We start from the raw sequence: 12,544 nt of genomic DNA on the forward strand, positions 1-12,544 counted from the left end.
CCGGCACGGACAACGGCCGCCGGCTTCTCGTCGGCGGCCTGCCCCGCGCAGGATGCCTCCGCTACGGGCCGTCGTGGGCGAAGGGGGCCCAGAGCATCGGGTTCGTGGGGTCCGCGTCGCGCAGTTCCGCGACGGCGCGGTGCAGGGCCACGGCGGCACCGGCCGAACGCAGCGCGCCCGGGGCTCCGAGGTTCCGGTAGAACGCGGCGGCTACGGCGGGCGCGACCCGGTCCTGGACGGACCACAGGGTGGACACCACATGGCGGAAGCCCGCCATGCGCAGCGCGGCCGCGGTGTGGATGGCCTCGTCCGGCAACTGCCCACCGCCCAGCCGCGTATGGCAGGCGGAGAGGAACGCCAGGTCCGCACCGGTCAGTCGGAGCTCCGCGAAGTCGAGCACGTTCATGTCGCCGTCGCGCAGGCACAGGCCCGAAGTCGCCGGTGCGCTCATGTCCAGTCTGCCGTGGCAGGCGAAGTGCGCCCACGGGTGCCCGGGCAGTCGCTCCCGCACCGCCGCCACGGTGGCCGCGTCGTCGGCCAGTGTGCTCAGCCGCTCGCGGCCGAGCGCGTCGCGCAGTCCCCGGAGCTCCTCCGGAACTCCCGGCAGGGGCGTGTGGCCCCGCCCGGTGTCGGACAGTGCCACGGCCAGCAGCCGGGGATCGCCCGCCGCCGGCCGCCGCCTGGCGTCGACGAGTGCGGCGAGGGTCGTGGTGCAGGACGACACCACCGCGTAGGGCAGTCCGACCGGCTCGGTCCGGTCGGCGCGGGTGCGGGGGTAACGCCCCGCCGCATGCAGCGGCAACGACACCAAGGAGGCCGTGGGGCACCACCAGATCCGCGGGGGCGCCTCGGACCGGTACGGCAGGGCCAGCCGGTCCAGCACCGGCCGGGCGATCTTCTTCCACAGCCATTCCAGGGTGTCGTGGACAGTGTGCTGCGCGCGTTGCCGGATCCGGCCCGTGGCACCGGGTGCCAGCGCGTCCCCCAGGTGCTCCAGGTAGGTGTTGCAGACGCTGTCGGCGCTGCGGAAGTCGACGTCGGGCAGCGGTACGACGTCGACCCGTCCGCCCGGAAGCACCAGGATCGCGTCGCAGCGCAGGGTGCTGATGTTGACGACGACCACGGGACCCTCGGCCGCCGCGGTAGCGAGTTCACCGAACTCGGGCGGGGCAAGGAAGCGTTCGAAGCCGGGCAGGCTCCTGACCCGGTCGCACAGTTGTGTCCAGCGGCGGGCCAGCCGCAGCCGGGTCTCCGGGTCGGCCCGGTCGTCGCCGTCCAGCGCGGAGCGGACACTCTCCAGCTCCGCCGCGAGGGAGGGCTCCCGCGCCGCGAGGGAGGCGAGGTCGCCGCGCAGGTGCAGCGTGGAACGCCACAGCACCGACCGACCCTGCTCCAGGAGTTCCACGGCCAGTTCGGGCCGGCCCTCGGTGATCGCCAGGGCAGCCGCATCCCTCGGCATCGCGGCACCGCTGCGCAGGGCCTGCTCCTGGTCGGGGCGTTCGAGCCCGGTCCAGCCGATGTCCCGCAGCAGGGAGACCGCGACGCGCGCCCCCACCAGCGCGTCGGCGGTGTCGCCTGCCTCGTGGGCCAGACCCGCCCACATCCGGGTGGCGGACAGGCGGCTCTCGGGCGAGGAGCCGACCGCGTGGGCCGCGTCCCTGAGCGCCGTCAGCGCCGCCTCGCGGTCGGGGCCGTCAGGTGCGAACCGAAGGCGGTTCACCAGCGCCACCGCCAGACCGATCAGCACTTCGGCGCGGTCCACGTCCGTCGCCTCACATGCCGCGACCGCCGCCGTGAAGGCCGCCACGGCCTCTTCCACCTCGGCGCGGTCCGGCCCACCGTCGTCGTGCGAACGCAGCAGCAGAGAGCCGAGGAGCCACCGCGACTCGAACGTGCTCTCCTCGCTCACCGCGGTGGCCGCGGCCTCCCGGGCCGCGGCCACCGCGCCGTCCCGGTCACCCTCCTCCTCCAGTGCCGTGGCCAGCAGGACCAGCAGCTTCGGTCGCAGGGCGTGTGAGCGGGGCACGGCCGCCAGCGCACGGCGGGCGTCCTCGGAGGTGGCGGAGCCGCCGGCCGCGAACAGGGAGTACATCAGCGTCCGCGGATGGTCCGCGGGTGACTCCCGCAGCACGGTCCGCGCCTCGTCCGCCACCGCGTCGGCCTCGCGCCGGTCCTGCGACCGGCGGATGAGGGAGGCCCGGCTGCGCAGCACCGACGCGAGGTTGGTGGCGGCATCGACCCGGTGCCTCGGGTTGTCCGCGGTCCGTGCCGCCGCCCGCAACAGGACGACGGCCTCGTCCAGATCGTCCGGTGAACCTCTGCGCGAGCCCCGCACGTGCAGCGCCGCCCCGAGATTGGTGCGGGACACCGTGTCGTCCGGTGGCAGGCTCTCGACGGCCGCGCGCCCCAGCGCGACCGCCTCGTCCAGGTATCCGTCGATCGGGGCCTCGGCATCCGCTGCGGCGGCAGCGCCGTCGCCCGCCGCCGGTCCGGCGCCGGTGTCCGTGTGCTGGACGGCCAGCGACGTCAGGGCGCTGCAGAGACTCGCCTCGAGGTGGGCCCGTGCCTCCTCGTCGCCGCCCGGCCGCGTCAGCACCTGCCTGCCGATGTCCACGGCGCGATGCACCGGCTCCGCGTCACCGGTGACCTGGGACAGGTCACGCAGAATCCCGACGGCGGCCTCTGCGGCCTCCGTACGCACCGGATCGTCCGGGGCGCGGGCCGACAGTTCCTCCAGCGCGACAAGGGCCGCCTCCCGCAGGTCGGCGGTGTGGCCCCGCAAGTCGTAGCGGTAGCGCAGGACTCCACGCAGTGCGCCCAGCAGGACCGCCCGTGCCGGATGCCCTTCGGGTGCCAGGCGCACCCCGTCCCGGGTGATGTTGACGGCTGCCACGAGGGACGCGTCGTCGCCCGTCGCCTCGAACCGCTTGAACGCCGCCTCCGCATTCAGGTACTTCGCCACCGGCACCATCTCCGGGTCCACCGGAGGAGGGGGGTCGGCGGCCTCCAGTCGCCGTAGGTTGGCGACGGCCTGGGGATGGCCCCTCGATGCGGCGATCCGGAACCAGTGGACCGCGTCGGGGTCCTCCTGGTTGTGCAGCAGTGCTCCCAGGTTGTTGGCGGCCTCCGGATGCCCGTGGCGGAACGCTTCGGTGTACCAGAGGCGGGCCATGCGGATCCGGCCGGTGCGCTCCGCCACCAGAGCCAGGTTGTACATCCCGTTGAAGTCGGCGTACCCCCCGGCCGCCTCCCGGAAGAGCCTCTCCGCCTCCTCGGTACGACCGTGGCGGTCCAACTCCACTCCCCGAAGGAGCAGTTGCCGTCCGCGGTCCTCTCCCGCACCGTCGTCCCCCGCTCCGCCCCCATCGCTGCCGACCGCCATGAGCCCCCCTGGCCCTGAGTGGTGCGAACAGCACTCAAGGTAAACCGGCGCTCATTACAGTGTGGCCATGTCCGACGCAGCGGCCCCGGCCTATCTCGCCACCACCGACCGTGAACTGACCGGCCGTGCCTACGACTTGCTCGAGGCCGGGCAGCTCACGGTGTCGCCGCACGGTTCGGGCGGCGTGTACGGCTTCGTCGTGGCCGGTCCGTGTCCCCGCTGCGACCACCACATCGTCGACCGTCAGGTCTCGGTCGCGCTCACCGGCACCGGCGGGGTCGGCCGTTCCGCGGACACCGACCCGGTGGAGACCGTGGTGCTGGACGTCTCCTGCGGCTGCGGCAGTACCCACGTGGACGCCCCGGAGGGCCTGACGGGATGCGGCGCCAGCTTCCGCCTCGAACTGGACATCGTGTGAACCTGCGGCCCCGCAGGCCGACCGGTCCGCCCAGTGCGGCCGACCTGGCGGAGCGGGACCGGTTCAGGGAACTGGTGCGCGAGTCGCTGCCGGCGGTGCGGGCGAGCGCGGAGGCGTGGCGCAACGGTCTCGCGGCCTTCATCACCCTGATCGGCGCGGCGATCGTGATCAAGGGCCGGGGCACCACCGCCGAGCTGCCCTTCGGCTGGCGGGTGGCCGTCACCGTGCTCGTCGGCGGCGGACTGGCCCTGGCCGTGGTGGGCCTGTGGCACGCTCTGGCGGCGCAGGCGGGGAACCGGCCACTGGCGGTGACCCTGGCCGGCATCCACCGTGATCACGGATCGGTGGACGGTTTCGAGGTGGCGACGGCGATATCGGCGGCCCGGCGGCTCACCCGTGCCCGCCGTGCCGTGGCGGTGGCCCTCGTACTGCTGTTCGCCGGCACGGCGCTCACCTGGTGGGCGCCCGCGGCCAGGCCCGCGTTCCTGAAGGTCACCCACGGTACGGGGACCACCTGCGGCGCCCTGTTGTCGGCGGACGGCGGCACGGTGCGTCTGTCCGTGGCCGGGCGGGCGGGTCCGGTCGAGATCCCGCTCGCGTCGGTCGACAACATGGCCGTGACCGGCACCTGCCCGTAGGCGCGCGTCGGCGAGGGCCCGCCGGGTCCGCGTCGGCGGCCTGTCGGCCGGGTGTCGGTGGTCTGTCGGTGGTCTGTCGGCGCGGTCGGACACCGTGTTCCCCATGACGCGAACCGACAAGAACGCCGTCGAGGTACGGGGCCTCGTGAAGCACTACGGCGAGACGAAGGCGCTCGACGGGGTGGACCTCGACGTCCGTGAAGGAACGGTCCTCGGGGTCCTCGGTCCCAACGGCGCGGGCAAGACCACCCTCGTGCGCTGCCTCTCCACCCTGATCGTCCCCGACTCGGGCCGTGCCACCGTCGCCGGCTACGACGCGGTGAAGCAGCCCCGGCAGCTGCGCCGCACCATCGGGCTCACCGGCCAGTACGCCTCGGTCGATGAGAAGCTCTCCGGCTGGGAGAACCTGTACATGATCGGGCGGCTGCTGGACCTGTCCCGCAGGGACGCCCGCCTCCGGGCGGACGAGCTGCTGGAACGCTTCTCGCTCACCGAGGCCGCCAAGCGGCCCGCCGCGCAGTACTCGGGCGGCATGCGCCGGCGCCTCGACCTCGCCGCCTCGATGATCGGCCGCCCGGCCGTGCTCTACCTCGACGAGCCGACGACCGGTCTCGACCCCCGTACCCGCAACGAGGTCTGGGACGAGGTGCGGCGCATGGTCGCGGAGGGCGCGACCGTGCTGCTGACCACGCAGTACATGGAGGAGGCGGAGCAGCTCGCGAGCGAGCTGACCGTCATCGACCGGGGCCGGGTCATCGCCGGCGGCGCCGTGGAGCAGCTGAAGGCCAAGGTCGGCGGACGCACGCTGCAGATCCGGCCCAGCGACCCGGCACAACTCGCCGCCATGGCGGGGGCGGTGGCCGAAGCGGGCCTCGACGGCGTCGGAGGGGTGTCGGCCGTGCCGGACGAAGGGCAGCTGTACGTGCCGATCCTGAGCGACGCCCAGCTCACCGCGGTCGTCGCGCTCCTGGCCGGCCGGGGCTTTCCGATCGCGCACATCGGCACGCATCTGCCCAGCCTGGACGAGGTGTTCCTGGCCATCACCGGCGAGAAGAGCTCGTCCGCCGCCGTCGAAGACACCGACATGATCCCCGAGGAGGTCGCGGCATGAGCGCGGCAGCACTCACCGCCCCCGTCGCCGCCGACCGGGCAGACGGACGGATCGGCCTGCGGGCCAATCTGCGGCACATCGGCGCCCTGGTGCGCCGCAACGCCATGCAGATCAAGCAGGACCCGGAGTCGATGTTCGACGTCCTGCTGATGCCGATCATGTTCACGCTGCTGTTCGTGTACGTCTTCGGCGGCGCGATCTCGGGCAAGGGCAATCAGGACGTGTACGTCAACTACGTGGTGCCCGGCCTGATGGCGATGATGGGCCTGAACATCGCCATGGCCGTCGGTACGGGCATCAACGACGACTTCAGGAAGGGTGTGATGGACCGGTTCCGGACGATGCCCATCGCCCGGTCCTCGGTGCTCATCGCCAAGATCGTGGTCGAGGTCGGCCGGATGGTGATCGCCACCGCGATCCTGCTCGGCATGGGCTTCCTGCTGGGGCTGGAGATCAAGACCTCCGTGCTCGGCCTCCTGGCGGCCGTCGGTCTCTCGCTTCTCTTCGGCGCCTCGCTGACGTGGATCTTCATCCTGCTGGGGCTGACCATGAAGACGGCGCAGGCCGTCCAGGGGATGGCCATGCTGGTACTGGTGCCGCTGCAGTTCGGGTCGTCGATCTTCTCGCCGCCGTCGACCATGCCGGGCTGGCTGAAGACGTTCACCGACTACAACCCGCTCTCCAACCTCGCCGACGCGGCCCGCGCGCTCATCAACGGCGGGCCGGTCGCCGAGTCGGTGTGGATGACGCTGGGCTGGACGGCGGCGATCACCGTGGTCACGGCGCCGCTGGCCGTCGCCAAGTTCCGCAGGAAGACGTGACGTCCGGTCCGTGACGCTCAGCCCGTCGCGCTCAGCCCATGGCACTCAGCGCGTGGCGCGCAACAGGGCGGCGGCCTCCTCCAGGGTGAGGCCGCCGCCCTCCGCGTACGCGTCCTCGAAGGCGGCGTCCCCGAGGGCGGCGCGGGCGACGTCCTCGGCGAGATCGCGGTTCTCCCGATCCAGCGAGGTCATGAACTGGCCCTGTGGAAGCAGCCCTTCGTACGCGCCGAGCAGCCGCGCCGCGAGCAGCGCGTCACCGGCCCCCGCGAGCGCGCGGGCCGCCGTCAGGATGTGCGCGGCCGGCATCTGCGGCGCGATCATCATGGACAGCGGCTCCAGGGCGTACGCGAGCGCCTTACGGGCTCCGTCGCACGCCTCGGCGTGGCGGCCGTCGACCGTGTCCAGCCACGCCAGGAAACCGACGACCATGCCCTCGAAGACGGCGAGAGTGTCGCCCGTGAGGTCTGCGCGCAGTGTCGCCAGCTCCGCGCGTGCCTCGTCGCTGCGTCCCGAGCGGCCGAGCCGCATCGCGAGCACCGTCCGGGCCAGTGCCCTGGCCTCGTACCCGGCGTCGTGTCCCGCGGAGAGCACCTCGCGCAGAATCACCTCGGCCTCGGCCCCGTGGCCGCTCTCCAGCAGGGCGTTCGCGAGACGGCCGCGCAGCAGGGACGCCTGGCCCCGGGCGCCGAGCGTGGCGGCGCGCTCGACGGCCGCGCCGTAATCGGCGGCGGCCTCCTCGAACGCGCCCCGCCGCGCTTGGGCCTCGCCGCGGGACGCGAGCGCCTCGGCCACGCCCCAGGCGTCACCCAGCCGCTCGAAGATCCGCAGGCTGCGGTCGGCGTCGCGGTGGGCGTCACCGGCCCACATGCCGCGGTTGGCGAGGATGTTGGCCCGCCACTGGAGGGCGTTGGCCAGCTCCCACTCCGGGCCGTGCTCCTCCGCGGTCCGCACGGTCAGGTCGAGTACGTGGCGCACCCGGTCGCCGTCGCCGGTGATCAGTACGGCGTAGAACCAGAGCGAGGCGGGGAAGCGGCACACCTGCGGCGGGCCCGCGTCGTAGACGCCGACGACGCGGCGCAGCCAGGCGAGCTTCTCGGGGGTGGTCCACTCCTCGACGCCGTGGTCCATGCTGACCATCCGGACCAGCGCGGCCTGCCGCCGGGCCTCTGCGAGCAGTTCGGGCCGCATCGGCGGGGGCGCGTCGGTGCAGCGCTCGGTGAGCGGCGGCGCCGGGTGCACGGGCGGGGCGAAGGGGTCGCAGTGGAGGGCGGACACGGCCTCGGTCCACTGGCGGGCGTCGGTGCGCAGGTCCTGCATGTGCCAGTACCAGGACAGGGAGAGGACGAGACACAGGGCCTCGTGCTCGTCGCGGGCCTCGACCGCCTGCCGCAGGGCGGTGCGCAGGTTCTCGTACTCGCGCCGCAGCAGGGCGAGGGCGGCCTGCTGGCCGTGGCCGCGGAGCAGGGGGTCGGTGGTGCGGGCGAGCTCCCGGTAGTGCACCAGGTGCCGCCGCTCGGCCCCGGTCCGCTCCCCGGCCTCGTCGAGCCGCTCGGCGGCGTACTCGGCGACGGTCTCGAGCAGCCGGTACCGCATCTGCCCGTCGGCGGCCGGCTCGGCGACGACGAGCGACTTGTCGACAAGCGCGCCGACCGCGCCGGCGACGTCACCCACGTCGCTCACGCCGTCGGCGTCGGCGGAGTCGCCGGCCGGGGTCGGGCAGACCGTCTCGGCCGCGGCGAGGTCGCAGCCGCCGGCGAAGACCGAGAGGCGGCGGAGTACGGCCCGTTCCGGCTCGGTCAGGAGGTCCCAGGACCAGTCGACGACCGCACGGAGCGTCTGCTGACGCGGCAGGACCGTACGGGCGCCGCTGGTCAGCAGACGGAACCGGTCGTCCAGCCGGTCCGCGATCTGCCGCGGGGTGAGCATCCGCAGCCGCGCCGCGGCCAGTTCGATGGCGAGCGGCAGGCCGTCCAGCCGGCGGCAGATCTCGGCGGCCGCGGTGGCCGTCTCCTCGTCCGCGTCGACACGGAACCCCGGCCGCGCGGACGCGCCCCGTTCCGCCAGCAGCCGCAGCGCCATCGGGTCCGGCAGCGGGTCGACCGGGCGGAGAAGTTCACCGGGGACGCCGAGCGGCTCACGGCTGGTGGCCAGGACCGTCACGCCGGGGCAGGTCTCCAGCAGGCGCTCCGCCAGCGTCGCCGCCGCCTCGACGACGTGTTCGCAGTTGTCGAGGAGCACGAGCATGCGGCGCCGGGCGCAGTGCTCGGTGAGACGGACGAGCGGGTCGTCGCCGTGCGGGTCGGCCGCACGCAGCTCCTCCGCGCCGGCGCCGCGCAGCACCGTCTCACGCCCGCCGACCGCGGTGAGCACCGCCTCCGGTACCGCCGACGGGTCGTCCACCGGCGCGAGTTCGGCGATCCAGACGCCGTCCGGCCAGGGGTCGCCGGGGTGGGCGGCGGCCCGCTCCGCGGCCTCCTGGGAGAGTCGCGTCTTGCCCGCGCCGCCCGGCCCGAGCAGGGTCACGAGCCGGGTACGCGCCAGGTCGTCGCGGATCTCGCGGAGCTCGGGCTCGCGGCCGACGAAGCTGGTGAGCCTGGCGCGCAGATTGCCGGTGGGGGCGGCCGGCGCCGGCGGGTTCAGCAACTCGGCGTGCAGGGCGGTCAGTTCGGGGCCGGGATCGGTGCCGAGCCGGTCGGCCAGTTCCCGGCGCACCTCCTCGTACGCGGCCAGCGCCTGCGCCGCCCGGCCGGTGTCCCGCAGGGCCCGTACGCGCAGGGCCTGGAGCGGCTCGTCGAGCGGATGCGCCTCGCAGAGCGCGGCGAGCTCCGGCAGTGCGTCCTGCGCGCCGTCGAGGGCGACCGCCGCCGCGAGGCGCGTCCGGCGGGCGTCCAGCCGCCGGGCCTCCCACCGGACCTCCGCCGCCGCACGGTCCGGCAGGTCGGCCAGTACCGGCCCCCGCCACAGTGCGAGCGCGTCGTCGAGGAGGGCCGTGGCCTTGACCGCGTCGCCGTCCTCCAGTGCCCGCGCCCCTTCCCCGGTGAGCCGGTCGAAGCGGTGGAGGTCCACGTCGTCGGGGTCGGCGCGGATCCGGTAGCCGCCGTCGGCGGAGGCGACGGCGGCGTGCCCCAGGGCCCGCCGCAGCCGGCCGACGAGCGCCTGCACGGCCCCGGTCGCGTCGGCAGGCGGGTCCCCGTCCCACACCTCGTCGATCAGGACGTCCACGGGGACCGTGCGTCCGGCCCGCAGCGCGAGTGCCGCCAGCAGGGCGCGCAGCCGGGCCCCGCCGAGCACGACGGGCGTGCCGTCGTCGTGGACGGCCTGTGTGGTGCCGAGCAGGAGATAGCGCACCGCCCCATTGTCCCTGCGGCGGCCACCGCGCCGGTGTCGACGCCCCTCCGGCCGGGCAGGCGCAGGAACCGGGAGCGACCTGCCGGACGTTTCACCCCGCACCACCGGTACGGTCTACTCCGCACACCACCCGCCGTGCCGTCCCGCACGCCCGCCGCATTCAGGAGCCGCGTCCATGACCACCGCCGCCAGGCGTCACAGCGACCGCGCCGTCAGTCCCGTCTTCCTGGGGATCGCCGCGGTGATGGGGGTCACCGGCTGGGCGGTGTGGACGGGCTTCTCGACCAACACCGGGCTCGCCGTCTTCCTCTTCGTCGTCTCCGCGTGGATCGTCTCCCTCTGCCTGCACGAGTACGCGCACGCCCGCACCGCGCTGCACGGCGGCGACATCTCCATCGGCGCCAAGGGCTATCTGACGCTGAACCCGCTGAAGTACACGCACGCCCTGCTGAGCATCGTGCTGCCGGTCATCTTCGTGATCATGGGCGGCATCGGTCTGCCGGGCGGCGCGGTCTTCATCGAGCGGAACCGCATCAGGGGCCGCTGGAAGCACAGCATGATCTCGGCGGCGGGTCCGCTGACGAACGTGCTGTTCGCCGCCGTGTGCACCGCGCCGTTCTGGCTGGACGCGCTGGACGGCGTGCCGGTCGAGTTCCGTTTCGCGCTCGCGTTCCTCGCGATGCTCCAGGTCACCGCCGCGATCTTGAACTTCCTGCCGGTCCCGGGTCTGGACGGCTACGGCGTGATCGAGCCCTGGCTCTCGTACAAGGTGCGCCGGCAGGTGGAGCCGATCGCGCCGTTCGGACTGATCATCGTCTTTGTGATCCTTTTCATCCCCGAGGTCAACGTGGTGTTCTTCGACGCCGTCTACGGGGTCATGGAGGCTCTCGGCGTGAACGAGTTCGGGATCTACTGCGGCCGGGACCTGTTCGAGTTCTGGAACGGGCGACACGAGTTCTGCGCGTCCTCGGCCTGACGCACGGGCCCGACCTGACGCACAGGCGTGGTCCGGCGCGCAGGCCCGGTCCGGTCCTGCGGGCCGGTCAGGCCGCCCCGCCCCCGGCGCCTGCCGCGGCACGCTCTGCCTTCGCCCGACGCCGGTAGTACCAGGCCATGTTCGAGGCGAGCCCCGCGAGCAGCACCCACACGATGCCGAGCCACAGGCCCTGCACGAAGGAGATCACCGCCGCGACGACGGCGAGGACGCAGACGGCGAGGGAGTAGAGAGCGAGGCGGGGCATGGGGTGGAGCTCCTGTCGGTTCCTGCGGACGGGGCGCCTCCGCCCGCCGCGGCGCGGCGGGAGGTACGGCCTCTCCAGTGTCCCCCATGCCCGCCCCGCGACCGTGCCCGGCGCCCGCGACGGCCGGCACGTCCGCTCAGACGTCGGTGACGCGCAGCCCCGCGTGTGCCTTGTAGCGGCGGTTGACCGAGATCAGGTTCGCCACCAGCGACTCCACCTGGTGCGCGTTGCGCAGCCGTCCGGCGAAGACGCCCCGCATGCCCGGGATCCGGGCGGCCAGAGCCTGGACGATGTCGGTGTCGGCACGGGTCTCGCCGAGCACCATCACATCGGTGTCGATCTCCTCGATCGTCTCGTCCTGGAGCAGCACGGCGGACAGATGGTGGAAGGCCGCCGTGACCCGCGAGTCGGGCAGCAGGGCGGCGGCCTGCTCGGCGGCGCTGCCCTCCTCGGGCTTGAGCGCGTACGCGCCCTTCTTGTCGAAGCCGAGCGGATTGACGCAGTCGACGACGAGCTTGCCGACGAGCTCCTTCTGCAGCGTCTCCAGCGTCTTGGCGTGCCCGTCCCACGGCACCGCCACGATCACCACGTCGCTGCGCCGCGCGCACTCGGCGTTGTCGGCGCCCTCGATGCCGAGACCCAGTTCCTCCGCGGCGGCCTCCGCGCGCTCCACGGAACGGGACCCGATGATCACCTTCTGGCCGGCCCCGGCCAGCCGGTAGGCGAGTCCGCGGCCCTGGTCGCCGGTGCCGCCGAGGACACCGACGACGAGGTCGGAGACATCGGGAAGGTCCCGGGGGTCCTTCGCCGGGGCCTTGGGCGCGGTGCCTGAACTGTCGGTACCAGTAGTAGTCATGGGCCGACTCTACTTCGCGCGCCCCGGCCTCCCGATCGGGTGAGACGGAGCCGACCCGGCCCCGCCCGGTCCGGGTCCGGTGCAGGATGCGCGGCATGGATGCCGTACACGTCGCGCTGCTGCGCGAAGTCCTCGCCGGAACCCAGTGGCCCGCGGCGACCCGGCGGTTCGCCCAGGCGCTGCGGTCCTCCGTGGTGCCCCGCGGCGGCGGGCTGCTGCTCGTCGGCACGGCGGAGTACGAGCCGTGGCACATGGCCGCGCATCTCGTCGACGAGGCGGCGTGGTCGGGGCAGCCCGAGCTGACGCCGACGCTCGTACGGCACCGGGTGCGGGCCACGGATCCGGCGCACCTGGCCGTCGGGCTGGGCAGGCTCGAGGCGGCCAGGCGCGGCGAGACCCTGCTGGTGGTCGCGCCCGCGCCGCCGGACGAGGGCCTGCTGGAGCGCGTCCACGACGCACGACGGGCCGGGGCGACGGTCCTGGCCCTCGACGACGGCGACCCCGAGGTGCACGGCCTGGCGCACGAGGCCCTGACGGTGCCGGGCGCCGACCACGCGGCGGGTGCGGCGGAGATCGACATCGACACGGTGCAGCACCTGGTGAGCGCGGCGGCGGGCGAGAACTGCCTGCCGGCGCCGCGCGGCCGCTCGCGCCTGAGGGACCGGCTGTCGTGGCTGGCGGACCAGCTGACGTCACCGCCGCCGGCGCGCTGGTAGCGCGGGACGCCGG

10 protein-coding genes are annotated in these 12,544 nt (G+C 73.8%); 6 read left to right on the plus strand and 4 right to left on the minus strand.

Annotation, left to right across the window (positions count from 1 at the left end; genetic code table 11):
• Positions 1 to 61 precede the first annotated feature (61 nt).
• Complete coding sequence (locus tag OGH68_RS09915) at positions 62 to 3,295, minus strand: CHAT domain-containing protein (protein ID WP_264242997.1); 3,234 nt, start codon at positions 3,293 to 3,295, stop codon at positions 62 to 64.
• A gap of 154 nt (positions 3,296 to 3,449) precedes the next feature.
• On the opposite strand from OGH68_RS09915, the gene OGH68_RS09920 reads away from it, so the two are divergent.
• The 4 genes from OGH68_RS09920 (at position 3,450) to OGH68_RS09935 (ending at position 6,370) form a co-directional block, all read left to right on the plus strand.
• A complete protein-coding gene (locus OGH68_RS09920; RefSeq protein WP_264243000.1) occupies positions 3,450 to 3,800 on the plus strand; it encodes a hypothetical protein in 351 nt (116 codons plus the stop codon).
• Complete coding sequence (locus OGH68_RS09925; RefSeq protein ID WP_264243001.1) at positions 3,797 to 4,438, plus strand: hypothetical protein; 642 nt, start codon at positions 3,797 to 3,799, stop codon at positions 4,436 to 4,438. The genes OGH68_RS09920 and OGH68_RS09925 overlap by 4 nt, the downstream gene beginning before the upstream one ends.
• A 103-nt stretch (positions 4,439 to 4,541) precedes the next feature.
• Complete coding sequence (locus OGH68_RS09930) at positions 4,542 to 5,549, plus strand: ATP-binding cassette domain-containing protein (protein WP_264243002.1); 1,008 nt, start codon at positions 4,542 to 4,544, stop codon at positions 5,547 to 5,549.
• A complete protein-coding gene (locus OGH68_RS09935; protein ID WP_264243003.1) occupies positions 5,546 to 6,370 on the plus strand; it encodes an ABC transporter permease in 825 nt (274 codons plus the stop codon). Before OGH68_RS09930 ends, OGH68_RS09935 begins: the two co-directional genes overlap by 4 nt.
• A 45-nt stretch (positions 6,371 to 6,415) precedes the next feature.
• Here the strand turns inward: OGH68_RS09935 and OGH68_RS09940 are convergent, their stop codons facing one another.
• Positions 6,416 to 9,718: an ATP-binding protein gene (locus tag OGH68_RS09940; RefSeq protein ID WP_264243004.1), complete on the minus strand. Its 3,303-nt coding sequence runs from the start codon at positions 9,716 to 9,718 to the stop codon at positions 6,416 to 6,418.
• Positions 9,719 to 9,893: 175 nt separating this feature from the next.
• On the opposite strand from OGH68_RS09940, the gene OGH68_RS09945 reads away from it, so the two are divergent.
• Positions 9,894 to 10,694 carry a site-2 protease family protein gene (locus OGH68_RS09945; protein WP_264243005.1) on the plus strand — a complete coding sequence of 267 codons (801 nt, stop codon included), beginning with the start codon at positions 9,894 to 9,896 and terminating at the stop codon, positions 10,692 to 10,694.
• Positions 10,695 to 10,761: 67 nt separating this feature from the next.
• On the opposite strand, the gene OGH68_RS09950 is transcribed toward OGH68_RS09945, so the two are convergent.
• Both OGH68_RS09950 and npdG read right to left on the minus strand, forming a co-directional pair.
• The gene (locus tag OGH68_RS09950) at positions 10,762 to 10,959 is read right to left on the minus strand and encodes a hypothetical protein (protein WP_264243006.1); all 198 of its coding nucleotides are present in this window, start codon (positions 10,957 to 10,959) and stop codon (positions 10,762 to 10,764) included.
• Between the two features lie 136 nt (positions 10,960 to 11,095).
• The gene (gene npdG / locus OGH68_RS09955; protein WP_264243007.1) at positions 11,096 to 11,815 is read right to left on the minus strand and encodes an NADPH-dependent F420 reductase; all 720 of its coding nucleotides are present in this window, start codon (positions 11,813 to 11,815) and stop codon (positions 11,096 to 11,098) included.
• A gap of 95 nt (positions 11,816 to 11,910) precedes the next feature.
• Between npdG and OGH68_RS09960 the strand changes: the two genes are divergently transcribed.
• On the plus strand, positions 11,911 to 12,531 hold the full coding sequence (locus OGH68_RS09960; protein WP_264243008.1) for a hypothetical protein: 621 nt from the start codon (positions 11,911 to 11,913) through the stop codon (positions 12,529 to 12,531).
• Positions 12,532 to 12,544 lie beyond the last annotated feature (13 nt).

It is taken from the genome of Streptomyces peucetius (assembly GCF_025854275.1).
Taxonomy (GTDB): domain Bacteria; phylum Actinomycetota; class Actinomycetes; order Streptomycetales; family Streptomycetaceae; genus Streptomyces; species Streptomyces peucetius_A.

Coding starts and splice junctions, on each gene's coding strand:
- OGH68_RS09920 (WP_264243000.1), top strand. CDS start 3,450: ATGTCCGACGCAGCGGCCCCGGCCTATCTCGCCACCACCGACCGTGAA.
- OGH68_RS09930 (WP_264243002.1), top strand. CDS start 4,542: ATGACGCGAACCGACAAGAACGCCGTCGAGGTACGGGGCCTCGTGAAG.
- OGH68_RS09935 (WP_264243003.1), top strand. CDS start 5,546: ATGAGCGCGGCAGCACTCACCGCCCCCGTCGCCGCCGACCGGGCAGAC.
- OGH68_RS09945 (WP_264243005.1), top strand. CDS start 9,894: ATGACCACCGCCGCCAGGCGTCACAGCGACCGCGCCGTCAGTCCCGTC.
- OGH68_RS09950 (WP_264243006.1), bottom strand. CDS start 10,959: ATGCCCCGCCTCGCTCTCTACTCCCTCGCCGTCTGCGTCCTCGCCGTC.
- npdG (WP_264243007.1), bottom strand. CDS start 11,815: ATGACTACTACTGGTACCGACAGTTCAGGCACCGCGCCCAAGGCCCCG.
- OGH68_RS09960 (WP_264243008.1), top strand. CDS start 11,911: ATGGATGCCGTACACGTCGCGCTGCTGCGCGAAGTCCTCGCCGGAACC.